Source organism: Curtobacterium sp. PhB137 (genome assembly GCF_003814955.1).
In the GTDB taxonomy this organism is placed as follows: domain Bacteria; phylum Actinomycetota; class Actinomycetes; order Actinomycetales; family Microbacteriaceae; genus Curtobacterium.
The window spans coordinates 1-24887 of the sequence record NZ_RKQO01000008.1; the positions used below are offsets into that span (position 1 = coordinate 1).

The window sequence follows — 24887 nt, forward strand, 5'->3', positions numbered from 1 at the left end:
GGTGTCGCGCTCGGCGCGGCTGCTGTGTGCGCGCCGAACACACCCTGGTGCAGGGTGGAGAACCAGCAATGTGCGGCTGGTGAGCGCTCCGGGTGGTTCCCGGTCTGTGCAAGCTATTCGGCGCCCTCCGACGAGGAGATTGGAACCCCGTACCCCGTTACCGCATCGTAATATTTGTTGTGGGAAATGTAACCTGTTCGAGGGTCGTGTATTTTGTCGGAGCCCGTCTCGATTGAGGATCGCTCATTGGTCAGCCAACAGCGGATAGACCACCCACCGGCGATCAGCGGCCCGACCAACCGGCTTATCCCGACACGATGAGTACCGCGAACGCCAAGACGATGAGCACTGCCCAAGGAGCTCAGCGGCAGGCCCGAAGGCATCACGAAGAGGCCAACTCCGCAGGCCGCGAGAACAATCAGGGGGGGTGAGAGCCCCGGGGTGGATGCGCATACGTCTGTCTACAATCGCCGCGACCTCAGGTGGCGAGGCCTCGGATCTATCGCGACGCATCCGGAGTCGTCGGCCTTGGTCCTTCCGCAGCTACGCCGAAGCCACCGGGATTGGAGGATCCACGCGGTAGTAGAAGAGCGTCATCCCGTCGACACCCTCCGCCCACCTGAGGTACTCCCCCGAGGACTTCATCCTGACGAAGGCCACCGACTGCTGAGCAACGTGCTTCTCGGTCACGACCCACGTCAGTTCAACCTCGTCCCCGTCAGCGGTGACGTCGGCGGTCGGGTCTAGGGGGTAGCTCGTGAGCGTCCAAGTGAGTGTCCGGCCCTGGGGGTCCCACCCGCGGCAGCGGAACGTCACGACATCTCCCGGGTGCAGCACTTGCCCAGTCTTGACCGGAGGATTTGCCGTCACTAGCGTCCGTGCAGCATCGGCTTCATTGCCGAAGCTATCGACGATCGATTCGATGCGCGCGTAGAACTCGCCAGTCGGTGCTTGCGTACTCATGTAGATCGTGATCCGGTTCCTGATTTCTCCAGCGATGCCGGAGAGGAGATCTTTCTCGAACGGCAGAAGCTCGCGGCTGTGAGCGACGGTGTTCCGCAAGTCGTCGAATCGTGTCAAGAGTGCCGTGATGACGGCCTTGTCCTTCAATGCCGGCGCGACCAGGTCCCACTGTTTTCGCACGAGCTCCCGCAGGTCATAGAAGTTCGTGTACTGCAGCAGGTTTTCGGCAACAACCGCAACTCCTCTGCCGTGGCGTTTCTTCCGCTCCACGTCGCGGAGCTCTTCGAGCTTGGCACGTTTCTCGACGGTGAACACAGTGCTTGCCCAGTCCGCCCCATATCTGTCGACGAACACGCGGTCGAGGAGTTGGCGGAGTGCCGACTCGCAGCTTGCGAGCGCGAGTGCTGGTGCCATTCGGGCCATAGACGGATCTTATGCCTACGACATAAGCGATGGAGACCTCCGCCGCGAACTCGACATACTCGGACTCCGGACTGAGTCCGAAGTGCTGCATGCCTAAGTGCACGCGCAGACAGTACACAAGCGACCCAGCAGACCGTTTCGATGTCCGCTTCACCACTGCCCAGGGTGTTCGGCGGCAGATCTGTCCTCCTCGCTGCAGGGCGCTAGCCGGGAGCGATGCTCACTGCCATGATCAGCGCATCCGGACCTCGGGTGAGGAAGGCTGGCCAGTGTGGTGGCCGCTGCGACGGCTGCCGCGATTTTCGCCGCGCAAGGCCAGGTCGGAGCGCGTCTTGCAGGTACGGCCCGGTGGAGACTTACTCCTGTTGAATGGGTGGTCCTCAAACCGGCGCCCGACTTCCCGCCGGCGCCCAGACCGACGGGATGAGCGCTACTTCGATCGCAGCTAAGCCCATCCGATGGTTCCTTGTTGCGAAGGACCGCGAAGGGTGTCTACAAGTTCTCGGATCCCCGTTCGAACGGTGAAGATCAGCTCTTCACACTGCCGAGGGCGAGCACTTCTGCATAGACGCGTTGCGCCAGACCCGTCTGAGTTGAGTCGGCGGCGACCGCAGCGTCGATGAGGACGGACAGCCGGTCCGTCAACGCCCCGCCGGGATCAGTAGCCTCCACGCGCTCCAGCCCTCCCTGGACCAGCCCCTCGATGTCACCGCGCTCTCGATGTGACGCTCTCACCGCAGCGACCGCGTTCATCAAGGCGCTCTCTGCCCGTGACCATCCGCGATCCCACGGTGCGCGCCCGCTCTGGAACGAACCGACGACTTCGAGGTCCACCCGCTGGAACAGAGACCAGTCTCTGAACCGTACGAACACCAGACGACTGTCCGGATCGAGCTCGGGGTCGAGGCGAAGTGACTCGACCTGCCCCGCCGATTTGAGTGCGTGCGGCAAGGCTTCGAGGGCGTCGTCGCCGTCGCTCACCCGCCACGAAAGATCGATGTCGCTCCACGCATCCGCAGTCCCTTCCGCAAGTGAGCCTCTGAGGCTCAAGCCCGACCCCGGCTGAGCTGCCTGGAGCGCCCGACGGAGCTGTACTACGCGGTTGAGGCGCTCGACTTCAGAGTCCATGTCGCCATCCTCACGTATCGCCGCCCGGCAAACAGAAGTGCCGCCCGGAGCCGTCCCGGTAGCGGATCGGCTACCGGGACCGCCGTGGGCTCGCTGGCCCTTGAGAGCGTCAGAAGTACATGCGCCCCCGCGCGATGTCAGCCTCGGCCTGCCGAAGGGCTTCCGCGACTTCGGGGTCAGTCCCCTCGAACTTCGCCGCCCGAGAGCCAAAGTTAGTGTAGCGGTGCATGACGAACCACAGCACGAGGAGCACCGCCAAGACCAAACCGGTTCCGATCCACCACCACATGCGGGCAGCGTAAGTGCGACCAACCGCGGGCGCAAGCAAAGCGATGCTCCGTTGAAGGATGGCCGAGCGGGCACCTGATCAGCCCTTCAAGCTGATTCCCTTTGCGATGAGGAGCTGCGTGGCAGCGTCACGTGCTGCCTCCCGCGCTCTGTGGATAGCGGTTGCTTCGTCGGCAAGTTCTTTCAGACGTTGCAGGATCGCTGGTATCACCCGGGCGATGTCGTCGACGCCGGCCTCCACCTCGAGAGCGGCGCCATACCCCCAGACGTTGACCCCAGCCGCTTCGCGGACGGCCTCGCGCGCCGACCAGGCTTCGATCGTCGGGTGGTCGACTGTGAGTTCCACGACGATCCCACGCCCATTCTCGAGCTGTCGGGCGGTGAGTGCTATCCATTCCGGTGCGCCTGCAGGGACGGCTGCGGCGATTGCCGCGTTCATTTCGGTCAGCGCGTGTGCGATTGCGGCCGCATGGTCAGCTGCTTTCGTCTTCGCGGACTGCAGCGCGGCTTCTGCGTCGCGGAGGGCGTCGGCGACCAGCTCGATCGTTGTCCCGATGTCGTCACTCAGCGGGATGGTGACGGTGCCGTCGGGCGAAGCGCTGACGTTCAGCTCCCAGTGGAATTTCTCGTAGAGCTGCCGGTGGAGTTCCTGCAACCATCCGGGGAAGGCGTCGCTGGGGGGCACGTCCTGGAGCGTCAGCACAACAATGTCAGCTGGGTCTCGGGGGACGATTTCGAACGCCATGATCGACGCGACGCCCGCTGGACTCTCACGAACCCGACGCGCAGCCTCGTCGCGTCGCCGCTGGCGGTCCTCCATGATCATCGCCGGGCTGGCTTCCACCGCTGCCGAAAACGCGAACACGAAGGCGAGCGCGCGTTGCACCTCTCGTTCATCTAGGACCGCGGCGTCCTGTCGCGCCCGTTCGAACCACATCGCTTCACCGGGACTAACGGAGATGGCGCTAATGGCTGCCAGCTTGCTGACCGACTCCACACGCGGGTCATTGCCCATGTCCGATCCGTCCAGACGAAAGCTGGATGCGCGGTTGAGGCCGGGGTGCGCGTCCCGTACGTACCGATCCCAGGTGCGGAAGGCAGCGTCGAACGCGATGGCTGTCTGCCCCATAGCCGTTTGAGATTGACCGGCAGCGAGCGCTTCCTCAGCCCGCTCGAACGCGTCCGCGATGGTGTCATCGTGCAGCGCGGACGAGTACCGGACGGCATCGATGGCAACATCGAACCCGAAGTCGACGAGGGCAGCCAGCGTCTGCCGGGCCGTGACGACCCACATCGGGAGCTCGTCCGCGTCAACGCCGACACCGGCATGCTGCACGAGGTTTCGCACCCGGTGCATCCGCTCCCGATTGGCTTCGGTCCCTCGACCCGGTTTCCAGCCGGCCGCCCGGAGTTTTTTCAGTGCGTCGTCGAGGTGAGCGCGTTCCGGGAGCGAAAGCTGCTTGCTATCGCAGGCCGCGAACGCGGCCCGTTCGATCGCCGCATCGAGCAGGATGACCGCAATCTGTCGAGGTACCGCGCCGGGCACTTGGGCATGTCGATCCCCGAGGTCCCGAAGCGAACGGATCGTCAGCAACGTCAACACTTCAGTGGGAGCGAGATCCATGCCTCCATCGTGCTGCATACGGTGCGCAGAGCGAAGCGATCCAACGACCGCCAGAAACTCTCAGTCAGTCGCGTGCCTGTTCCCTGCCACGTGGAGCGCGCGTGGGGGCGTGCCACGGTCGCGTCGTATCGACGCATGATCGATCGGCTGCGGCACGGCGATCTGCGGTCGGCATTCACATCGGCACCCGACTTCGGAGTGAGGTTGCCCTGACGAAAGGCCGTGCGGATGTCGAAGGTCTGATCAAGGCGCCCTGACTTCCATCGCCCCGCCGCCATCGGCCTGCGGGGGGCTTTCAAGGTAAGAGGTGCTGCGCACATAGCTGCCGCCATGTCAAACATCCCTCCCGTCGCGTTCGACGTTCGAGCCAGCGGACCTGTCGGTCCGTGAGCTAAGTCGCGCTGAACGCGTCCCGTGACCGATGGGTCACCGGACGCGGTCATTGACCTACGCGCATGAGCGGCCTCCGAGCGACCACGAGAAGAGCTACCCAGGGAGGAGTATTAGGGCACCAAGCGAGTTAAAATGATGCCGGCCACGACGTTCTGCCTTCCTACGAGAAGGATGACGCCGACACGACCAAACGGCCGCCGGCGAGCAGGCTGAAGTGCCCACGGGCTGGCCGATCGTCACCGTCGGGGGCCCTCACCTCTCGAACGGTACCGTGCCCGCTGGGCGATCGGCAGTGGGACAGCGGTTCAAACCCGCAGCGGGGAGGCCGCTCGTATGCGGCGCGCTGCGCAGCAATCGCCTCATCGGTTGGAACCAACTAAGCGGTGCCTTGACGTCAGCAATCACGTCGACATTCAAGAGTGCCGATGTGCCCCGACGAGCTCGTGGCATCGGCGGCTCGATTTCTGGAACGCGCCGTCACTACGACACATCGCGGCCTTGTCTCCGTCAACCTTTGTATTTTTCTTACAATCGCGGGAGAGCTCGAAGGGACGCTTCGGGGGCCGCGGTAGCAGGGCCAGCAAGACCGACCATCGCGGCGGCACCTCGTTCGTCAGTCACAAGTTGCCCAATCAACGCCAACCGGCGCCGCTCCGCTTCCCATCGACCAGTCGATCGACGCTCTGCCCTGGGTGCTAGAGCTCAGGGCCACTGCAAACCACCTCTTTGAGTTGGCGCCGCTCGCTTGTTGATCCGCCAGGACCAGATTCTGCCCGACGTCGAGATTGGCTTCACAAGACGCCGCATCCGTGGTGGCGCGAATGTTGGCAAATGTGTCAAAAATACTGCCGGCGGATACCCGCCAGCCGGTGGCATCTATTCGCTGAGAGGTACCTTCCGACAATTCGATGGTCCCTGCTTCCAAAGTTCTCGTTTCGCTTCCGGGGTCGAGCGAAGGCGAACCCGACGGGCTTTGGGGCCGATCCGACGGAGACGACACCCCGTCCGGCGGCAAGCCCGAGGTGTTGCTCTCTCCTGTTGGAATGTTCTGCGCCGAGCTGCACGAACCGAAGGCGGGGCACAGCGGCCGCCAGTCTCCAATCCCGGTCCATGCCACTGGCACGGCTATGAGCGCGCTGACGAGCGCGCCACCGAGCCACCCCATCGCCTTGCGGTGCCTGCTCCAGAACGATTGCGTCCGAGGGGAATCTGCCACAACGCAAGTATCCCTCATGTGAACATCGCGCCTGTGCCTATCGACCGGAGGCTGCGGGCGGGTTTTCTTGACCGGGGCATCAGTGCGTGACGGAGATCCAGAAGCGTCGGGGTTGCCCTGTCGGGGTTGCCCCGTTTGGTCGCGAGCTTGCGCCCTAGGTGCTCGCGGTGCCCGGTCATCGTGACCCGACTTCCTGGCCGATTGCGGGAGCCCGCTGGGTAGCCCCTTGCGACGGGCTTGAGCTCACTGGCGAGCTGGGCACTCTCCGTGTCAGAGGTCGAGGGTCGAAGACTGGAATCGGATGGAGTCCGCCATCTGATCTACTTCCCTGTCGGTGACGAGGCGGCGCGGGCGATAGTACCGATGATCGAAGCGGTCCTCCTCGCTCATCCCTGGACCAAACTCGAAGTCAGCGACCCACTCAGTAGGACCGGTAGTCCCCAGGTACCGCAGCCAAAGGCGTTCGACGGTGCCGGAACCGGGTATGAAGCCCGGGAGGCTCACACGGTGCATCGGACCTCGGTGCCCGAAAGACAGTCCTCTGCTGGTGAGGGACATGCCGTCGAGCACATCGAGGCGGCACGTCCCTTCAACTCCATCAACAAGCCGCCAGGCGAGAATGAGACCCTCAGCCCTGTGAGGCGACACGTTCTCGATCACTGCGTAGCGCTGCCCAAGTTCCTCTTTCAGGAAGAGCTCGACCTTGGGCTTGCTCGCGTAGCTCAGCGCCCTCGTAGCCTGTTGCGCGGCAGAGGCTGACTCTCTGGCCGCTTGATTACTCGCCAGAGCCGAGAGAAGAGCAGCGATGGTCGCCAGTGCTGTCGCCATCGATGCGACGACTGAGAGCCGTTGGCCATCTAGAGGAAGGAAGTAGGAAGCCGCAAGGACAACCGCCGCGAGCACGAGGATAAGCAGAGTCCGACGTGACCGCATGCATCAGACCCAACTACACACATTCGGGCGACGCAGGTAGGTGCGTCGGCGATTCGACCATACTGGCGTGCTCCTGGCACCGGCGGGCGCACCATATTCGGTCGGGTCAGCGCCGCCCAGGCCGAGGCGCACGTCCGTAAGCCGGTCGCTCAACCGACGCTCCGCGGCTCATCGCTCAGCCCTACTTGCTCCGCTGACGAACTGAGTGTCAGCGAAGCGACGCCGTCAGCGGTGGCGTGCGTCAATCCGGTCGATGATCACCTGCAGCTCCCTACGGAGCTGCGCCGATCTGGTGATGAAGCCTCCTCGACGTTCGTCGAAAAGCGCAAACGCTGCATCGACGTCTTCGCCGCTCCGCCACAGGCCCTCGTTCTCGGGATCTTGTCGAGCCTCGTCCCACCACTCCCATGCGTTGATTGTGTCGACCCAATGAGCGCCCACGGTGTCGATCGACGTGGCTAGTTCACCGACTGCCTTGCGATCTTCGGCCGCTCGAAGCCGCGGGGCCAGGGCACGCAGTCCGTTCGTCTCGAACTCCGTGAAAATCGACGGAGGCTTCTCGAACTCATACGCCAACTGCGCCGAGCTCTCGGCATACTCCAGAGGCCGAAGCGCTGCGAACGCGATGTCGCGCACTTGCTCTTCGACTCGCATTCTCCGCTGCCTGCGAGACTCACGCCACGTGTAGAGGGCACTGCTCGCTGCCACGGTCAGCGCTAAAAACGCGATGCCGTTCGATATCCAATCCACTCCGCCATCCCATCACGCGTCGCAGTAGCTGAGCCACGGCTGAATGTACGCATCTCAGCGCCGCCAAGGTGCTGGCGCAGCCTACGGCCGCGACTCCGACTTCACCGGCCGTCGCGATAGCCGGTCCCTCAGCAGACCGCCGGACCGGACTCGAACCGGACGCAGCTTCGAGCAGGGTCGTGTCTCACATGGGTGGTCCGCTGATCGTCGCAGTGAGGGAGCCCCATGCGTACGACCCCACGACAGCCACCGAAACGAAGAAGCCCACCGAGATCCTCGGTGGGCTTCTTCGTCGTGGCGACTCAGGACGATGTCCGAGCCGGCCGTTCGGTCGGGCTGACAGGATTTGAACCTGCGACCCCTTGACCCCCAGTCAAGTGCGCTACCAAGCTGCGCCACAGCCCGCGAGTTCCGGAGAACTCAGGATCCCGGAGGACCCTCGCCCACGTCCGACCGGAGCGCGAGCGACCGGTCCAGCATAGCGGACGCCAGACCTCCTCCGCGCCACGGCGAGTCGGAGCGAGCAGCAACCAGAGCCACCGGAACGAGCACGCACGGTCACCCCGGCCGCGCCACCTCGCGCCGCACCACCTCGCGCCGCGCCGCCAACCACGGCAACCCGAGCCCGACGAGCAACCCTCCGGCCCCGTCCGCCGCCAGGTCGCCGATCGTGTCGTCGTACCCGACGTAGATCGCCGAGTCGACGAAGTTGTGCCCGAGCCACTCCCCCATCTCCCACGCCGCCCCGATGGCGAGTCCCGCGCACAGCCCGAGGACCGCGACGACCACCCGTCGCTCCCCGTCCGGCGCCGGCACCGCGCGCAGGTCGGCGCCGATGACGTACAGCACCGCAGCGAGCAGCCCGGTGAGCACGACGTGCATGAACTTGTCCCACAGGAACACGCTCGTGTACCACTCGAGCACACTCGACCACCCGGCGAGCAGCACGAGCACGCACACCGCCAGGTCGAACGCCGGCCGCAGTCCGAGCATCCGCGGCACCACGACCCCGAGCAACGACAGCGCCATCACCGGCAGCGCGGTCCCGCCCCACCCGATGCTCGCGACGACCAGGCTCACGACCGTCAGGGCACGCACCACGTCGGCCACCAGGAACCTCGGCCGCAGGAACGTCGGCCCGAGCGCCCGGATCACGACGCCCACCGCACGACCGCGTGCACGGCCGCGTGGTCGGACGGCCACACGCCGCCCGGCCGCCGGTTCGACACGGCCACCCGCTCGACGGTCGCGTCCGGCGTCACCAGCACGCCGTCGATCCGCCGGCCGCCGACACGCGGACTCCCGTAGTGCGGGTACGTCCCGTACGGCTCACCCACCTGCCTGGAGGCCCGTCCCCAGCTGTCGACGACACCAGCGTCCGCCAGTGCTCGCCATGGTGCGGATCCTGCCGCGCTGTTCCAGTCGGCCATCACGACGGCGGGCAGGCCGCGCTGTCGCACGATCCGGCCGAGGAGTTCGGCGGATCGCAGCCGGGCCCACGGCGATGCGACGTCGAGGTGCGTCGCGATGGCCAGGAACCGGACGCCGGTCGCGCGGTCGTCGACGACGGCCCCGACGGCGTGCCGGGGGAAGGACGTCGCCCACGAGCGGGATCCCGGACGGCTCGGCGTGCGGGACAGTGCCCACGTGCGCTGCTCGACGACGTCGAGGCGGGAGCGGTCCAGGAAGAGCCCGACCTGCTCGCCACCGCCGCGCGCGCCGCGCCCGACCAGGACGGGCTCCCAACCCGACCCGAGGCCGGCGGTGAGGTCGTCTGCCTGCGTGGGGAGGGCCTCCTGGACGGCGAGGACGGTGGGCGCTTCGGAGGTGACGAGCGCGGTGATGGCATCACGGCGACGCTCCCAGGCGTCCGGGTGTGCGGACGGTCGCGGCACGCGGCGCCGCACGTTGAGGGTCATGCAGTGGACCTCGGGCGACCGGACGGCTCCGATGAGCGGGTGGTCGTCGGGGTGGTGGGGCATGCCTCCCTTCTACGAGACGACACCCGTCGGATTCCCAGGGACCTCTCCGCGTGGCTCGTAGGGTGGCCCGATGCGTTCTCGTTCCACCCCTCGTGTCCTCGTCGCGATCGCCGTCTCCGGACTGCTGCTGGGAGCCGCCGGGTGCACGTCGAGCGGGCCGGACACGAGCCGCCCGAGGTTGGCGAAGGCCACGGCGGGGACGGTCACGGTCGCCGACGCCTCGGACGCTGCGGCTCGGTCGGTGCGGGTGAGCACGGCCCTGTTCGCGAGTGCTCCCGGCGCGATCGTGGCGACGGCCGGCGATGCCGACGCGATCTCCGATGCCGCGAAGGCCGCGGCGAGCGCCCACGTTCCGGTGCTGCTGACCGCGAAGGACGAGCAGGACACGAAGGGCGGCGCTGCCGTCGCCCGCGAGCTCGATCGGCTCGGGGCTGATTGGTACCAGGCCGAGGGCGACGTGTCGGTCGACACGGACGTCGAACAGCGGAAGGCGCCTGAGGGCGGCGACGCGCCGGAGTCGACCCGGGCCTCCCGGCAGGCCACCGTGGTGGTGGCGGACGCGAGCGCGGACGCTGCGGCCGTGGCGACCGCGAAGGCCGCCGGTGCGGAGGTGGTGACCATGCCGGAGGGCGTGACCGACCCGGCTGCCGCACCCGACGTGGTGACGGCGCTGCACGAGCGGAGGCAGCACCAGACGGTCCTGGTCGGTGCGGCGTTCGACGCGCTGCAGGACCCGGAGTGGACGGTACGGGCGGCCGAGGGCGGCTTCCAGCTGCGGAACGGCGGCCAGCGGCCGTTCGACGGGCACCGCTACGTGGCGCTCTACGGGGCTCCCGGCGCGCCGGCGCTGGGCGTGCTCGGCGAACAGGGGCCGGAGGCCACCGTCCAGCGCGCCGAGCAGGTCGCGAAGCCGTACCGGGCCGAGTCCGACGAGCTCGTGACGCCCGCGATGGAGGTCATCGCGACCGTCGCCGCGGGTGACGCCGGGGCGGACGGCGACTACTCGACCGAGCTGCCGGTGTCGACGCTCGAGCCCTACGTCGATGCTGCACACGACGCCGACATGCCCGTGATCATCGACCTGCAGCCGGGCCGCTCGGACTTCCTGTCGCAGGCGAAGAAGTACGAGTCGCTGCTGAAGAAGCCCGGGGTCTGGCTCGCGCTCGACCCGGAGTGGCGGCTGACGGAGGACCAGGTGCCGCTCGAGCAGATCGGCAGCGTGTCGGCGTCCGAGGTGAACGAGGTGTCCTCGTGGCTGGCGTCGCTCGTCGAGAAGGAGGGGCTGCCGCCGAAGGCGCTCGTGCTGCACCAGTTCCGGCTCTCGATGATCCAGGACCGTGATGCGCTCAAGACGCACCCGGAGCTCGACATGCTCGTGCACGTCGACGGGCAGGGCTCGCAGCCGGACAAGCAGGCGACGTGGAAGGCGCTGCACCAGGGCGCTCCGGAGGGCCTGCACTGGGGCTGGAAGAACTTCTATGACGAGGACACGCCCATGCTGACGCCGTCGCAGACCATGCAGGACGTGCACCCGACGCCGTCGTTGGTCACCTACCAGTAGCGGCTCGCCTGTCAGCGTTGTCCACAGACGGGAGGCGGTGCCTCCGTTTCGTCGGATGCTCCTGACAGCATGGGGGTATGGAAACCACCGCCCCGCCTTCTGCAGACATCGCCGCCGAGGCACAGCAGGCGCTCGCTGCGCTCACGGGGCGCCCCGACGCGGTCTTCCACCCCGGACAGCTCGAGGCGATCTCCGCCCTGGTCGAGCACCGGCAGCGCGCCCTCGTCGTGCAGCGCACCGGGTGGGGCAAGTCCGCGGTGTACTTCCTCGCGACGCTGCTGCTCCGGCGCCGTGGTGGTGGCCCGACCGTCCTGGTCTCGCCGCTGCTCGCCCTGATGCGTGACCAGGTGGCTGCGGCTGCCCGCGCGGGGGTTCGTGCGGTGTCGATCAACTCGGCGAACGCACACGAGTGGGGTGAGACCCAGGCGGCGCTCGCCCGTGACGAGGTCGACGTGCTCCTCGTCTCCCCCGAGCGCCTGAACAACCCGAAGTTCCGCGACGAGCAGATGCCGACCCTGATCGCCCGGATGGGCATGCTCGTGGTCGACGAGGCGCACTGCATCTCGGACTGGGGCCACGACTTCCGACCGGACTACCGGCGGTTGGCCGAACTCATCCGGTCCCTCCCCCACGGGGTCCCCGTCCTGGCGACCACCGCGACGGCGAATGAGCGCGTGGTCGAGGACGTCGCCGAACAGCTGACCGCCGGCCCGGCCGACCCGGTGTTCACGATCCGCGGGTCGCTCGCCCGGGCATCGCTGCGGCTCGGGGTGCTGACGCTGCCTGACGCCCGGCAGCGGCTCGGCTGGCTGCTCGCGCACCTCGGCGACCTGCCCGGCAGCGGCATCATCTACACGCTCACGGTCTCGGCGGCCGAGGACATCGCCCGCCTGCTCCGCGACAACGGGTACGCCGTCCGGGCCTACACGGGGCGCACCGACACCGACGAGCGGGAGCAGCTCGAGCAGCAGCTCAAGGGCAACGAGCTGAAGGCCCTGGTCGCCACGAGTGCGCTCGGCATGGGGTTCGACAAGCCGGACCTCGGGTTCGTCGTGCACGTCGGCGCTCCCTCGTCGCCCGTCGCGTACTACCAGCAGATCGGTCGTGCGGGTCGTGCCACCGACAACGCCGACGTGCTGCTGCTGCCCGGGCGTGAGGACCGTGAGATCTGGCAGTACTTCGCGAGCGCGTCGATGCCGACCGAGGCTCGGGCCTCCGCCGTGCTCGGCGCCCTGTCCACCGACACCGCGATGTCGACGGTCGCGCTCGAGGGTCTGGTCGACATCAAGCGCTCCACCCTCGAGCTCCTGCTCAAGGTGCTCGACGTCGACGGGGCGGTTCGACGCGTCACCGGCGGCTGGGTCTCCACCGGGCAGCCGTGGCAGTACGACGCCCCGCGGTACGAGCGGGTCGCCGCGGCACGTTCCGCCGAGGCCGCCTCGATGCTCGACTACGAGTCCACCTCGGCGTGCCGCATGCAGCTGTTGCAGCAGGACCTCGACGACCCGTCCGCGGAGCCCTGCGGCCGGTGCGACAACTGCGCCGGGGCGTGGTTCCCGACCGCGGTCTCCGACTCGGACTCGTCCGGTGCGGCTGCCGCGCTCGACAAGGTCGGTGTCGAGATCGCGCCGCGTGCCCAGTGGCCGTCGGGCATGTCGTCGCTCGGAGTCTCGGTACGGGGCAAGATCGGCGCCGACGAGCTCGTGCAGCCCGGCCGTGCAGTGGCTCGTCTGACCGACCTCGGCTGGGGCGGGCCGCTCCGTGCGCTGTTCTCGCCGTCCACGCCCGATGCCCCGATCTCCCGCGAGCTCGTCGACGGCTGTGTCCGGGCGCTCAAGGACTGGCCGTGGGAGACCCGGCCGACCGGGGTCGTGGCGATGTCCTCGCGGTCGCGGCCGCAGCTCGTGGGGTCGCTCGCCCAGGCGCTGTCCACAATCGGGCGGCTGCAGTTCCTCGGCACGCTCGACCGGAACGGCGGCACACCCCGCGGCGACGGTGCGACGAACAGCGCGTACCGGTTGTCGGGCGTCTGGGACACGTTCCAGGTCGGACCCGAGCTCGCTGCGGCGTTGCAGTCCCACGAGGGTCCGGTGCTGCTCGTCGACGACCTGGTCGACAGCCGGTGGACGATGACCGTCGCGGGCCGCGAACTCCGGCGTGCCGGGGCCGCCGCCGTGCTGCCCTTCGCGCTGGCCACCGTCGCCTAGTGTCAGGCGCGCTCGCACCGGTTCCGCGACAGTCCACGAGTCGATCGACGCGTGTTCCGTCGCAAGAGTGGTGCGGACCGGCGCGGGCGGGCGCTAGCGGCGGGCGGGCTTGGGGAACGTGGCGCGCATGTGGTCGGTGGTGAGCACGTCGCCGATGCCGATCATGAGCAGTGAGAACACGATCTGCTCGATCACCATCCAGAACGGGTACAGCCCGGGGATCGCCGCCACGATGAGCGTCACGATCGGGAAGATCCGGCTGAACAACCGCACCCGCTGGTACGCCCAGTAGTACCCGAGCTGCGCCCGCCACGCGAACACGTAGAGCGTCAGGGTGATGAGCAGCACGACCGTCGCCCGGAACCACACCGCCCACGGCACGGTCTCCCCCGCGCGGGTCAGCAGCACGGCCACGACGATGGCGGCGAGTCCGACGATCGTCTCCGCGACGAGCAGCCACCGGATCCACCGGAAGGAGCGCACGGTGTCGGGGTGCTCGAGCATGTCCTGGCGGATGACGTACCCGCCCTGGCGACCTCCGGCCAGCCGGTCGAGCCGCAGCCGGCACCACAGACGGTCGGCGAGGCCACCGAGTCCGTCGTTGCGCTGCGTCACCAGTACATCGTGCCGCATCGAGCGACCGCCGGCGTACCGCGCCGTCGCCGACCCCAACCCCGACCCCGACCCCGAACGACGTCATCGAGGTCGCACGACGTCGATGATGTCGTTCCGGGTCGGCGCGGGACTGCCCAGCCGGCTCAGTCGCTCGGCACCAGCGCCGCGCCACCCAGCACGGTGCCGGTCGCCGCATCGAGCAGGACGAGGGAGCGGACCTCGTCGGGCAGGGTCCACGGGTCGCTCAGCACGACGGTCAGCCCCTGTTCGACGCCGGCGGCCTGGAACACCTCGAAGGACTCCCCCGCCGGCGTCCACTCCGGGTCCTTCCCACCGGTGACGGTCCCACCGGACAACACGACGTCGACCGGGCCACTCGTGCCCGTCTTCAGGTGCGAGATGTCCACCGCGAGGGTGGCGTCACCCGTGTTCCCTGCGATGTGGACGTGTCCAGAGGCGGCGGCGCCGTCGATGCCGACGATGTCCCCGGAGACCGGCGGGACACGGCGCCACCACGGCTCGATCGGCGACGAATCGACGGGCTGCACGGCCGGGGACGCCTCGGGCAGGGGGACGCCGAGGCCGTTCGAGGGTCGCAACCCCTCCGCGGGCGACTGCGCGGGCTCGGGCACGGGCGCAGCGCGTTCGGAGCGGGTGACTGCGTCGTCCTCGGAGGGTCCGTGCGAGACCGTCCAGAGTGACACCGAGCCGACGACGACCACGGCGACGAGGGCACCCACCAGGGCGAGCCGACGTCGATCCGTTCCCCACCGCCCGATGCGCACGCTCCCATGATGCCGCGCCGACGCTGCGGACGCGCTCCGGGCCTCCCGGCCGAACGCGAACGTACTACGCACAACGCACAACGCGCCCCGTGCAGACGGGACGCGTTGTGTGTGACGGAGCTGCGACTCAGCGCTTCCGGCGCTCGCGCACGCGCATGTTGACGTTGATCGGGGTGCCGGAGAAGCCCCAGACCTCGCGGAGTCGACGGGTGATGAACCGTCGGTACTGCGGGTCGAGGAACGCCGACGTGAAGAGCACGAAGGTCGGCGGCTGGCTCGACGCCTGGGTCCCGAACAGGATGCGGGGCTGCTTGCCGCCGCGCACGGGGTGGGGGTGCTCCTGGACGAGCTCGGCGATGAAGGCGTTGACCTTGCCCGTCGGGATGCGGGTGTCCCACGACGCGAGGGCGGTCTCGAGCGCCGGCACGAGCTTCTCGAGGTGGCGGCCGGTGCGGGCCGAGATGTTCACGCGCGGGGCCCAGGCGACGTGCGCCAGGTCCTGCTCGATCTCGCGCTCGAGGTAGCGGCGGCGTTCGTCGTCGAGCAGGTCCCACTTGTTGTAGGCCAGGACGAGCGCACGGCCCGACTCGAGCACCAGGTCGATGATGCGCAGGTCCTGCACGGAGACGGGCTCGGTGACGTCGAGGACGACGACGGCGACCTCGGCCTTCTCGAGCGCGGCGGTGGTGCGGAGCGAGGCGTAGAAGTCGGCACCCTGCTGCATGTGGACGCGCTTCCGGATGCCGGCCGTGTCGACGAAACGCCACACCTTGCCGCCGAGCTCGATCTGCTCGTCCACCGGGTCGCGGGTGGTGCCGGCGATGTCGTTCACGACGACGCGCTCTTCACCGGCGGCCTTGTTGAGCAGCGAGCTCTTGCCGACGTTCGGGCGGCCGAGGATGGCCACGCGACGGGGGCCACCGACCTCCTGCTTGGCGACGGCCGAGGTGTCGGGCAGCGTCTTGACGATCAGGTCGAGCAGGTCCGCGACGCCACGGCCGTGCAGGGCCGACACGGGGTGCGGCTCGCCGAGCCCCAGGTTCCAGAGCTCGTAGGCGTCGAGTTCGCGGCGCTCGTCGTCGGCCTTGTTCGCGACGACGATGACGGGGCGGTCGGTGCCGCGGAGCATCTTGACGACGTGCTCGTCGGTGGCGGTGATCCCGACCGTGACGTCGACGACGAACAGCACGGCGTCGGCGAGGTCGATCGCGACCTCGGCCTGCGCGGCGACCGAGGCGTTGATGCCCTCGGCGCCGGGCTCCCAGCCGCCGGTGTCGACGAGCGTGAAGCGCTTGTCGTTCCAGTCGGCCTTGTAGCTGACGCGGTCACGCGTGACGCCGGGGACGTCCTGCACGACGGCCTCACGACGACCGAGGATGCGGTTGACGAGCGCGGACTTGCCGACGTTCGGGCGGCCGACGATCGCGAGCACCGGGTAGGCGGGCAGGTAGTGGACGCCGTCCTCGCCGACCTGACCGGCCTCGAGCAGGGCGAGGTCGTCGTCCTCGAGGTCGTACTCCTCGAGTCCGGCGCGGAGCGCGGTCGCGCGCTGCTCGGCCTCGGCCTCGTCGAGTCCGGCGAGCCGCTCGCCGAGGGCGTCGTCGTACTGGGGGAAGTCGTCGTTGTCCGGGTTGTCCAACTGAGCCATGGTGGGTTCCTCGCGAGCGGCCGGAGCCGCGGTGTCGGTGGCCGTTCCCGGCCGGGCCGGAGATCCGGCCGTGGTGTGACCAGGCGGCCGAAGCCGTCCGGTCGTGCGTCAGTGCGTGGCCGCGCGGGCCAGGTCGACGACCGCCTGCACGGTCTGGTCGAAGTCGAGGTCGGTGGAGTCGAGCGTCGTGACGCCGTCTGCGGCGTTCATGAAGTCGACGACCTTCGCGTCCGCCGCGTCTCGACGAGCGAGTGCGGCGGAGGTCTCTGCGGCCGACTGGGTCGTGACCTCCGCCGAGCGCCGGGCCATTCTAACGGACTCGTCGGCCGTCAGCAGGATCCGGACCTCGGCGTCGGGTGCGACCACCGTGGTGATGTCCCGACCCTCGGTGATGATGCCCGGTGCGTCGGTCTTCCGCATGACGTTCCGGAACAGCTGCACGAGCCGGTTTCGGACGTCGGGGAGCTTCGCGATGTGGGCCACCGCGCCCGTCACGTCCGGGGTGCGGATCGCGTCGGTGACGTCGGTCTCCCCCACGCGCACGTAGTAGTCGTCGGGGTCGGTGCCGATGGCGTAGTCGAAGGTGTCCCAGCTCGCCAGGATCGCCGCCGCGTCGTCGAGGTCGACCCGCTGCTGCAGGGCGTGCCAGGCGAGGGCGCGGTAGGCGGCGCCGGTGTCCTGGTAGCCGTAGCCGAGGGCCCGGGCGGCCGCGCGGGAGACGCTCGACTTGCCACTGCCCGCTGGGCCGTCGACGGCGATGACGATCTTCGCGACGTAGGCGCCGTCGGTCAGACCGGCCGGTACCGGGGCGCTGGTCGAACCGGGCTCGCCGCCGGGCTCGCCGAGGCCGCCGGCCGGACCGCCGAGCGGGCCGCCGTCCGCGCCACCGCGGGCGCCGTCACCGGGGGTCGGGGTCGGCAGACCGGAGTCCGGACCGTCCGGCCCGCCGGTCACGCCGGAGTCGGCGGTCACACCGGAGTCGTTCGTCGCTGCGTTCGTGTCGTTCAGGCCCATGCTGCTGCGATCCTCCATCCGCGACCCTCGAGTTCCTCGACGAGTCGCTGTTCCTGCTCGGGCAGGACCGACACCTCGACGATGCCGATCTGCGCGCCCGGTGAGTGCTCGAGGCGCATGTCCTCGAGGTTGATGCCGATCTCCCCGATGAACGTCAGGAGGGCGGCGATCTGCCCGGGGGTGTCGTCGACGAGGACGACCACCTGGGCGAAGCGCTTGGTGGTGCCGTGCTTGCCGGGCAGCCGTTCGACCCCACGGTTGCCGGCGGCGATCGTCTCGGCCAGGGTCCGCGGTGACCCGGCAGCGGCGGGGTCGTCGAGCGCCCCGATCACGCCGCTCAGCTCGTCGCGCAGGTCGGACAGCACCCGCCGCACGTTGGCCGCGTTCGCGCCGATGATCTGCACCCACAGGCCGGGGTCGCTCGCGGCGACACGGGTGACGTCGCGGACGCCACCGCCCGCCAGGCCGAGGGAGCCGTCCGGGGCGTCACGCAGCCGTGAGGCCATCAACGTCGAAACGAGCTGCGGCACGTGCGAGACGTAGGCCACGGCCAGGTCGTGCGACGCCGGGTCCATCGGCACGACGGTCGCACCGACGTCGAGCGCGAGGTCTTCGACCACGGCGGCGCGCTGGTAGCTGATGGCGTCGTGCCCGGCGATCACCCACGGGCTGCCGACGAACAGGTCGGCGCGGGCGGCGCTCGGTCCGCTGCGTTCACGTCCGGCCATCGGGTGCGACCCGATGTAGCGGGTGACGTCCGCGCCGGCTGCCACGAGCTCGGTCAACGGTCCGGCCTTGACGCTCGCGACGTCGGTCACGATGGCGTCCGGGTACGCGGACAGTTCGCGGGCGACGACGGTCGCCACGACGTCCGGCGGGACCGCGACCACCACGAGTTCCGGCTGGTCACCGGGTTCGGGCCGCCGGCCGGCCCCGTAGTCGACGGCGAGCGCCAACGCGCCGGGTGAGACGTCGTCGAGGACGACGTCGACCCCCTTCTCGCGCAGCGCGAGACCGATCGAGGTGCCGAGGAGCCCGGTGCCGACGACCCGCACCGGGCCGCGCACGCGGCGGTCGATGTCGGGTGGGCTCAGGTCGGTCACCGGGCAAGCCTACCGACCGACACCCGGGCATCGGTCGACGCCCGGGTGGCGGTCACGGCCCGGGTGGCGGTCACGGCCCGAGGGCCGGTCGCAGGCCGGTCGCGGTCAGTCCGCGGTCTCGTCGTCCCACTCGTCGTCGTCGCCCTGGTCGAGGGCGACGTCGCGGTCGTCACGAGCGGAGGGCTTCGCGTCGCGGACGGTGCCGAGCAGCTTCCCGACCTCGACCGTGCCCAGCTCGCGCATCTTGCCCGGCGGCAGGCTGCCGAGGTGCAGCGGCCCGAACGAGCGGCGGACGAGTTCGAGGACCGGGTGGTCGACGGCCTCGAGCATGCGACGGACGATCCGGTTGCGGCCGGAGTGCAGCGTGATCTCGACGAGCGACTCACCCCGCGAGGACTCGAGCAACCGCACCTTGTCGGCCTTGATCGGACCGTCCTCGAGCTCGACGCCCTCGGTCAGACGCTGGACCACGGCGGGGTTCACGTTGCCGTGCACCTTCGCGATGTAGGTCTTCTGCACGCCGAACGACGGGTGCGCGAGCACGTGCGCCAGGTCGCCGTCGTTCGTCAGGACGAGCAGCCCGGAGGTCTCGGTGTCCAGGCGACCGACGTTGAACAGCCGCTCCTCGTAGCGGTCCACGAACTCGGTCAGGTCGCGGCGACCGCGCTCGTCCTGCAGGCTCGAGACGACACCGGTCGGCTTGTTCAGCACGATGTACCGCCGCGAGGAGTCGATCTGCACCGGCACGCCGTCGACCGAGATCGCGTCCGTCGCGGGGTCGACACGACGCCCGAGGGCGTCCACCACCTGCCCGTTGACCGTCACGCGGCCCTCGACGATCAGGTTCTCCGCGACGCGACGAGATGCCACGCCCGCAGCGGCGATCACCTTCTGCAGGCGCTCCCCCTCTGCCTGGAGGCCCGGCTCGGCCCCGGCAGACGTCGTCCCGTCCGCCGCGTCCCAGTCCTCGATGATCGGGCGTTCGGGCGTGCCCTCCACCGGAGCACCGTGGCTGTCGCGCTCACCGCTCGGCTTCGGCGTGGTGCGGTTGCCCGCGCTGTTGCCGCCCTTGCCGGGGCGGTCGCTGTTGCGGACGCTCGTGGTTCCGCCGACGTAGCGGCGGCCGTTGTGCCAGACGCGGCTCTGCTGGCCGTCGGGACCGCGGCGGTCCTCGCGGCTGTCGCGGTTGTCGCGAGGTGCCGAGCTGCGGTCGTCACGGCCGCGGTAGCCACCACGGTCGTCACGGGGAGCTGCGCTGCGGTCATCGCGGCCGCGGTAGCCACCACGGTCGTCACGGTTGTCGCGGGGTGCCGAGGTGCGGTCGTCGCGGCCGCGGTACCCACCACGGTCGTCACGCGGAGCCGAGTTCCCGCGGTACCCACCACGGTCGTCACGCGGGGCCGAGCTGCGGTCATCGCGCCCGCGGTAGCCACCACGGTCGTCACGCGGGGCCGAGCTGCGGTCATCGCGACCCCGGTACCCACCACGGTCGTCGCGCGGCGCGGGGCTGCGGTCGTCGCGACCCCGGTACCCACCACGGTCATCACGCGGAGCCGAGTTGCCCCGGTAGCCACCACGGTCGTCGCGCGGGGCCGAGCTGCGGTCATCGCGACCCCGGTAGCCACCACGATCGTCACGCGGCGCGGAGTTCCCGCGGTAGCCACCGCGGTCATCGCGCGGAGCCGAGCTGCGGTCATCGCGACCCCGGTAGCCACCACGGTCATCGCGCGGCGCGGAGTTCCCGCGGTAGCCGCCACGGTCGCCGCCGCCGGCACGGTCGTCACGGCCTCGGTACCCACCGCGGTCGTCACGCGGAGCCGAGTTGCCCCGGTACCCGCCACGGTCGTCGCGCGGAGCCGAGCTGCGGTCGTCACGGCCGCGGTACCCACCACGGTCATCACGCGGCGCGGAACTACGGTCATCGCGACCCCGGTACCCACCACGGTCGCCACCGCGGTCGTCGCGCGACTGGTAGCCGCCACGACGGTCGTCGTCACGCGGCGGACGTGCGCCCCCGCGGTCGTCGCGACCGTACCCGCCGGAGCGGCCACCGGCACTGGAGCCGGCCCCGCCGCGGCCGGGAGCCGAACGCCCGGGGCGATCCGGGCCTCCTGAGCGTCCGTTGCGGTCGTCTCGGTCTCGGGGCGCGCCGCGCCCCCGGTCGTCAAACCCGGCCATCGGGGATCCCTTCGTTCTGCCCGAAGCCGTCCGCACCGTCGTCCAGGAGGGGCGAGATGAGCGGCAGCTCGTCGAGCGAGTTGATGCCGAGCTGCTGCAGGAGCAGATCGGACGTGACGTAGTTGATGGCGCCGGTCTCGGAGTCGGTGAACGACTCCTCGATGAGACCGCGCGCGACCAGCGTTCGGACGACGCCGTCGACGTTGACGGCGCGGATCGACGCGATCTGGGATCGCGTGATCGGTTGCTTGTAGGCGACGACCGCGAGGGTCTCGAGTGCGGCCTGCGACAGGCGCGAGGGACGCTCGGCCTCGACGAACTGCTCGACGACGGCGTCCAGGTCCTGGCGGACGTAGAAGCGCCAGCCGCCGCCGACCTCGCGGAGTTCGAACCCGCGGCGGGTGGTGCCGTCGACGCCGTCGAAGTCCGCGACGAGGCGTTCGACGGCCTGGCGGACGGCGGGGACGGGGGCGTTCACGGCGGCGCCGAGCGCGACGAGCGACTGGGGCTCGTCCGCGATCATCAGGATCGCCTCGAGCTGGCGGTCGATCGGGATCGCCGGGTGCGCCTGCGGGGCGCGGTCGTGCTCGTGCTCGTGGTCGTGCTCGGCGCGCGCGTGGATCTCGTGCTCGATCGCGCGGGCGTCGGCCATCTCGTCGGCGCCGCCGGGTTCGGCGCTGGACGTGTCGTGCACGTCATCCGTCATAGTCGGCTCCCAGGTTGGCGAGGCTCTCGTCGGACCAGTCCTCGGCGGTCCATCGGAGCGTGAGTTCCCCGAGCGGCTCGAGTTGTTCGAACGAGATCGATGCGTTCCGGTACAGCTCCAGGATCGCGAGGAAGCGAGCCACCACGATACCCGTCTGGTCGACACCCGCGACCAGTTCGCGGAACGAGACCCCCTCGCCGTCGCGTGTCCGCAGGATCGAGACGACGATCGCGGCCTGTTCGCGGATGCTGATGAGCGGCGCGTGCAGGTGGTCGAGTCCGACCGTCGGGATCTCCCGCGGGGCGAACGCCAGCGCTGCCAGTGCGGCGAAGTCCTGCACCGAGAGCGTCCACACGAGCTCGGGCGTGCGGGCGCGGAACCGCTCCTCGAGCCGGACGCTCCGGACGTGCCGACGCGACTCCACACCCCAGCGTTCGCCGAACCAGTCGGCGGCCTGCTTGAACGCCCGGTACTGCAGCAGCCGCGCGAACAGCAGGTCTCGGGCTTCGAGCAGGGCGACGTCCTCGGCATCGACGAGCTCACCCTGCGGCAGCAGCCCGACGATCTTCAGGTCGAGCAAGGTGGCGGCGACGACGAGGAACTCGCTCGCCTCGTCGAGTTCGTCCGCCGACTCGGCCTGACGCACGTACTGGATGAACTCGCCAGTGACCGCGCCGAGCGAGACCTCGGTGATGTCGAGCTCATGCTTCGTGATGAGCGACAGCAGGAGGTCGAACGGGCCGTCGAAGTTGGTGAGTCGGACCCGGAACCCCGACTCAGGCGACGGCGCCACGCTGGACGAGCTCTCGTGCGAGCTGCCGGTAGGCGTGGGCGGCGGCGTGGTCCGGCGCCGTCTGGGTGATCGGTCGAGCGGAGACCGTGGCGTCCGGGAACTTCACGGTCCGCCCGATGACGGTGTCGAGGACCCGGTCGTCGAAGGTGTCGACGACGCGCTCCATGACCTCGCGCGAGTGCAGGGTGCGCGAGTCGTACATGGTGGGCAGGATGCCGTCGAGCGTCAGCGCCGGGTTGAGGCGGTCGCGCACCTTGTCGATCGTCTCGATGAGCAGGGCGACACCGCGCAGGGCGAAGAACTCGCACTCGAGCGGAATGAGCACCCCGTGCGCCGCGGTCAGGGCGTTGACGGTGAGCAGGCCGAGCGACGGCTGGCAGTCGACCAGGATCACGTCGTAGTCGTTCGCGACCTTGCGCAGCACGCTCGCCAGGATCTGCTCGCGGGCGACCTCGTTGACCAGGTGCACCTCGGCCGCGGACAGGTCGATGTTCGCCGGGATCACGTCGAGCCCCGGAGTGTTCGTCGGCTGGATGACCTGGATCGGGTCCTTCACGGCGCCCATCAGCAGGTCGTAGACGGTGTGGATGTCGTGCGTGCGGACACCGAGGCCCGCAGAGAGCGCACCCTGCGGGTCGAAGTCGACGGCCAGGACCTTGCGGCCGTACTCCGCCAGGGCTGCACCGAGGTTGATCGCCGTGGTGGTCTTGCCGACGCCGCCCTTCTGGTTGCAGAGAGCGATGATGCGCGCGGGGCCGGTGCTGTCGAGTTCCTCGGGCACGGGGAACTCCCGGACAGGACGACCCGTCGGACCGATGGAGGTCGCGCCGGTGGGGTTGGTCGTCGGGTTCGTGCTCACCCGGCCATCGTACCGGCGACGCCGGCCGGCCCGGGGCCGCACCGCCGCGCACGGCCGGGTCTGCGTTGCTCGTGGCCGGGTGCGTGGCCGACGCGGTCGCCGCTCAGGCTGCCCGCAGGGCCACGCGCATGCTGTCGACGCGCTCGGCGATGACGGCGTCCGTCGACCACCGCTGCTGCAGGCGTCCGACGAGCTCGCCGACCTGCTCGCGGTCGAGCCCGGGGTGCAACACCAGTCCGACGGTCAGCTCCGGGCCGGCGAAGCGTCCGACCGGGTCACCGGGGGTCAGTTCGACACGGGCGACGCTGCGCTCCCCCACGACCGAGTCGGCGAACGCCTGGGCGACCTCGGGGTCCTCGAAGCACGGGGTCCACGGCAGGTCCTGGCCGAGCGCCCACACCGCGGGACGGCGCAGCACGAACTCGGTGGCCGACTTCGGGTCGAGCACGACGAGCTGCGTCTCCTCGCTCGCCGCGGCCATCGCCACCCGGCGTGACTCGACGGGCACGGGCCGGGCATCGGCGTCCCAGACGTGCATTGCTTCGACCGAGGTGAACGCGGGTATCACGCTCCGCCCGTCCGGCCCGGCGACCGTCACGATCGAGAGCTCCTGGGTCTTGTCCACGAGCTTGCCGGCGTCGGTCTCGCCGAGGTCGCCGGCCTCGGCGATGAGCGGGATGAGCAGCCGGGCGGTGCGCAGTGCATGGACGACCGCCGCCTGCGATGCACCGGCGGCCACGCCTGCGATCGCCGCGGTCAGCGCCGGGTCGGCCAGACCGTCGTCGTCGGCGAACGCGGTGTCGTGATGGTCGAACGTGCGGCCTTCCCACGTGAAACCGGCCGAGTCCGCCGCGCCACCCGGGGTGTGTGCGTCGTCGGGACCGGTTGCCGCGTCCGGACCGGTTCCGCGCCCGTTCGAGATCCCCGCCACGCCGCTACTCCGAGGCGATGTCGAGTGCGGCCGGCAGCGTGAACGCCCCGGAGTACAACGCCTTACCGATGATCGCGCCCTCGAGCCCGAACGGCACGAGCTCGCGCAGCGCCCGCAGGTCGTCGAGCGTCGAGATCCCACCAGAGGCCACGACGGGCTGGTCGGTCCGGTCGCACACCTGGCGCAGCAGCTCGACGTTCGGGCCCTGCAGCGTGCCGTCCTTCGTGACGTCAGTGACGACGTACCGGGCGCAGCCCGCGGCCTCGAGCCGGTCGAGGACCTCCCACAGGTCGCCGGCGTCCTCGGTCCAACCGCGGCTGGCGAGGGTCGTGCCACGCACGTCGAGCCCGACGGCGATCTGCTCGCCGTACTCGCCGATCACCCGAGCGGCCCAGTCCGGGTTCTCGAGCGCCGCCGTGCCGAGGTTGACCCGGGCAGCGCCGGTGGCCAGCGCGGCCTCGAGCGAGGCGTCGTCGCGGATGCCACCCGACAGCTCGACCGAGACGCCGTCGACCTCGCGGATCGCGTGCGCGATGACCTTGCGGTTGTCGCCCCGACCGAACGCTGCGTCGAGGTCCACCAGGTGGATCCACTCGGCGCCCTGGTCACGCCAGGTGCGCGCGGCGGCGACGGGGTCGCCGTAGCCGGTCTCGCTCCCCGCCTCGCCCTGGGTCAACCGGACGGCCTGGCCGTCGACCACGTCGACGGCAGGCAGCAGGACGAGGGGCGAGGTGTCGGTGAGGTCGGTCATGGTCCTGTCGATTTCGTCACGGTGGATAAGGTGCGG

The 24887-nt window shown here is 69.5% G+C and carries 21 protein-coding genes and 1 tRNA gene; 2 read left to right on the top strand and 20 right to left on the bottom strand.

Translation table 11 applies throughout. The features are described 5' to 3' along the window. Positions 1–543 precede the first annotated feature (543 nt). The 9 genes from EDF28_RS14465 to EDF28_RS14505 form a co-directional block, all read right to left on the bottom strand. Positions 544–1386, bottom strand: coding sequence for a hypothetical protein (locus EDF28_RS14465; RefSeq protein WP_123938785.1), 843 nt, complete (start codon positions 1384–1386; stop codon positions 544–546). Between the two features lie 528 nt (positions 1387–1914). Further along, a complete protein-coding gene (locus tag EDF28_RS14470; RefSeq protein ID WP_123938786.1) occupies positions 1915–2514 on the bottom strand; it encodes a hypothetical protein in 600 nt (199 codons plus the stop codon). A 109-nt stretch (positions 2515–2623) separates the two neighbouring features. Then, positions 2624–2803 (bottom strand): hypothetical protein, encoded by a 180-nt coding sequence (locus EDF28_RS14475; RefSeq protein ID WP_111092345.1) that lies wholly within the window; start codon positions 2801–2803, stop codon positions 2624–2626. Positions 2804–2881: 78 nt separating this feature from the next. Continuing rightward, positions 2882–4426 carry a hypothetical protein gene (locus tag EDF28_RS14480; RefSeq protein ID WP_123938787.1) on the bottom strand — a complete coding sequence of 515 codons (1545 nt, stop codon included), beginning with the start codon at positions 4424–4426 and terminating at the stop codon, positions 2882–2884. A gap of 1879 nt (positions 4427–6305) precedes the next feature. Beyond that, positions 6306–6968 carry a hypothetical protein gene (locus EDF28_RS14485; RefSeq protein ID WP_123938788.1) on the bottom strand — a complete coding sequence of 221 codons (663 nt, stop codon included), beginning with the start codon at positions 6966–6968 and terminating at the stop codon, positions 6306–6308. A gap of 225 nt (positions 6969–7193) precedes the next feature. Then, positions 7194–7718 carry a hypothetical protein gene (locus EDF28_RS14490; protein WP_123938789.1) on the bottom strand — a complete coding sequence of 175 codons (525 nt, stop codon included), beginning with the start codon at positions 7716–7718 and terminating at the stop codon, positions 7194–7196. Positions 7719–8049: 331 nt separating this feature from the next. Continuing rightward, a tRNA-Pro gene (locus EDF28_RS14495) sits at positions 8050–8123 on the bottom strand. Positions 8124–8276: 153 nt separating this feature from the next. Further along, positions 8277–8873, bottom strand: a complete 597-nt coding sequence (locus tag EDF28_RS14500; RefSeq protein WP_123938790.1) for a hypothetical protein — start codon at positions 8871–8873, stop codon at positions 8277–8279. Further along, on the bottom strand, positions 8870–9700 hold the full coding sequence (locus EDF28_RS14505) for an endonuclease/exonuclease/phosphatase family protein (RefSeq protein WP_123938791.1): 831 nt from the start codon (positions 9698–9700) through the stop codon (positions 8870–8872). Before EDF28_RS14505 ends, EDF28_RS14500 begins: the two co-directional genes overlap by 4 nt. A gap of 70 nt (positions 9701–9770) precedes the next feature. On the opposite strand from EDF28_RS14505, the gene EDF28_RS14510 reads away from it, so the two are divergent. Further along, a complete protein-coding gene (locus tag EDF28_RS14510) occupies positions 9771–11261 on the top strand; it encodes a hypothetical protein (RefSeq protein ID WP_123938792.1) in 1491 nt (496 codons plus the stop codon). 77 nt (positions 11262–11338) lie between these two features. After that, a complete protein-coding gene (locus EDF28_RS14515; RefSeq protein WP_123938793.1) occupies positions 11339–13468 on the top strand; it encodes an ATP-dependent DNA helicase RecQ in 2130 nt (709 codons plus the stop codon). A 93-nt stretch (positions 13469–13561) separates the two neighbouring features. Here the strand turns inward: EDF28_RS14515 and EDF28_RS14520 are convergent, their stop codons facing one another. From EDF28_RS14520 to priA, 11 genes are all read right to left on the bottom strand, one after another. Beyond that, complete coding sequence (locus EDF28_RS14520; RefSeq protein ID WP_123293894.1) at positions 13562–14083, bottom strand: hypothetical protein; 522 nt, start codon at positions 14081–14083, stop codon at positions 13562–13564. A 143-nt stretch (positions 14084–14226) separates the two neighbouring features. After that, positions 14227–14868 (bottom strand): hypothetical protein, encoded by a 642-nt coding sequence (locus tag EDF28_RS14525; RefSeq protein ID WP_123938794.1) that lies wholly within the window; start codon positions 14866–14868, stop codon positions 14227–14229. Positions 14869–14995: 127 nt separating this feature from the next. Continuing rightward, complete coding sequence (der, locus tag EDF28_RS14530) at positions 14996–16516, bottom strand: ribosome biogenesis GTPase Der (RefSeq protein ID WP_123938795.1); 1521 nt, start codon at positions 16514–16516, stop codon at positions 14996–14998. Positions 16517–16624: 108 nt separating this feature from the next. After that, positions 16625–17308, bottom strand: coding sequence for a (d)CMP kinase (gene cmk / locus EDF28_RS14535; RefSeq protein ID WP_260155057.1), 684 nt, complete (start codon positions 17306–17308; stop codon positions 16625–16627). A 212-nt stretch (positions 17309–17520) separates the two neighbouring features. Beyond that, complete coding sequence (locus EDF28_RS14540) at positions 17521–18633, bottom strand: prephenate dehydrogenase (RefSeq protein ID WP_123938796.1); 1113 nt, start codon at positions 18631–18633, stop codon at positions 17521–17523. Between the two features lie 105 nt (positions 18634–18738). Beyond that, entirely contained in the window at positions 18739–19530 is a 792-nt protein-coding gene (locus EDF28_RS19600; RefSeq protein WP_240347709.1) for a pseudouridine synthase, read from the bottom strand. A 1267-nt stretch (positions 19531–20797) separates the two neighbouring features. After that, complete coding sequence (gene scpB, locus EDF28_RS14550; RefSeq protein ID WP_243692392.1) at positions 20798–21517, bottom strand: SMC-Scp complex subunit ScpB; 720 nt, start codon at positions 21515–21517, stop codon at positions 20798–20800. Next, positions 21507–22310 (bottom strand): ScpA family protein, encoded by an 804-nt coding sequence (locus tag EDF28_RS14555; protein ID WP_111084610.1) that lies wholly within the window; start codon positions 22308–22310, stop codon positions 21507–21509. The genes scpB and EDF28_RS14555 overlap by 11 nt, the downstream gene beginning before the upstream one ends. Next, positions 22294–23169, bottom strand: coding sequence for a ParA family protein (locus tag EDF28_RS14560; protein WP_111084609.1), 876 nt, complete (start codon positions 23167–23169; stop codon positions 22294–22296). Before EDF28_RS14560 ends, EDF28_RS14555 begins: the two co-directional genes overlap by 17 nt. Positions 23170–23272: 103 nt before the next feature. Continuing rightward, positions 23273–24100 carry an SseB family protein gene (locus EDF28_RS14565; protein WP_123938798.1) on the bottom strand — a complete coding sequence of 276 codons (828 nt, stop codon included), beginning with the start codon at positions 24098–24100 and terminating at the stop codon, positions 23273–23275. Positions 24101–24104: 4 nt separating this feature from the next. Further along, on the bottom strand, positions 24105–24851 hold the full coding sequence (priA, locus tag EDF28_RS14570; protein WP_111084607.1) for a bifunctional 1-(5-phosphoribosyl)-5-((5-phosphoribosylamino)methylideneamino)imidazole-4-carboxamide isomerase/phosphoribosylanthranilate isomerase PriA: 747 nt from the start codon (positions 24849–24851) through the stop codon (positions 24105–24107). Positions 24852–24887: the final 36 nt, after the last annotated feature.

What these genes read in the sequence shown, in the direction of transcription:
- EDF28_RS14465 (WP_123938785.1), bottom strand. Translation starts at nt 1,386, where the DNA reads ATGGCCCGAATGGCACCAGCACTCGCGCTCGCAAGCTGCGAGTCGGCA.
- EDF28_RS14470 (WP_123938786.1), bottom strand. Translation starts at nt 2,514, where the DNA reads ATGGACTCTGAAGTCGAGCGCCTCAACCGCGTAGTACAGCTCCGTCGG.
- EDF28_RS14475 (WP_111092345.1), bottom strand. Translation starts at nt 2,803, where the DNA reads ATGTGGTGGTGGATCGGAACCGGTTTGGTCTTGGCGGTGCTCCTCGTG.
- EDF28_RS14480 (WP_123938787.1), bottom strand. Translation starts at nt 4,426, where the DNA reads ATGGATCTCGCTCCCACTGAAGTGTTGACGTTGCTGACGATCCGTTCG.
- EDF28_RS14485 (WP_123938788.1), bottom strand. Translation starts at nt 6,968, where the DNA reads ATGCGGTCACGTCGGACTCTGCTTATCCTCGTGCTCGCGGCGGTTGTC.
- EDF28_RS14505 (WP_123938791.1), bottom strand. Translation starts at nt 9,700, where the DNA reads ATGCCCCACCACCCCGACGACCACCCGCTCATCGGAGCCGTCCGGTCG.
- EDF28_RS14510 (WP_123938792.1), top strand. Translation starts at nt 9,771, where the DNA reads ATGCGTTCTCGTTCCACCCCTCGTGTCCTCGTCGCGATCGCCGTCTCC.
- EDF28_RS14515 (WP_123938793.1), top strand. Translation starts at nt 11,339, where the DNA reads ATGGAAACCACCGCCCCGCCTTCTGCAGACATCGCCGCCGAGGCACAG.
- der (WP_123938795.1), bottom strand. Translation starts at nt 16,516, where the DNA reads ATGGCTCAGTTGGACAACCCGGACAACGACGACTTCCCCCAGTACGAC.
- scpB (WP_243692392.1), bottom strand. Translation starts at nt 21,517, where the DNA reads ATGACGGATGACGTGCACGACACGTCCAGCGCCGAACCCGGCGGCGCC.
- priA (WP_111084607.1), bottom strand. Translation starts at nt 24,851, where the DNA reads ATGACCGACCTCACCGACACCTCGCCCCTCGTCCTGCTGCCTGCCGTC.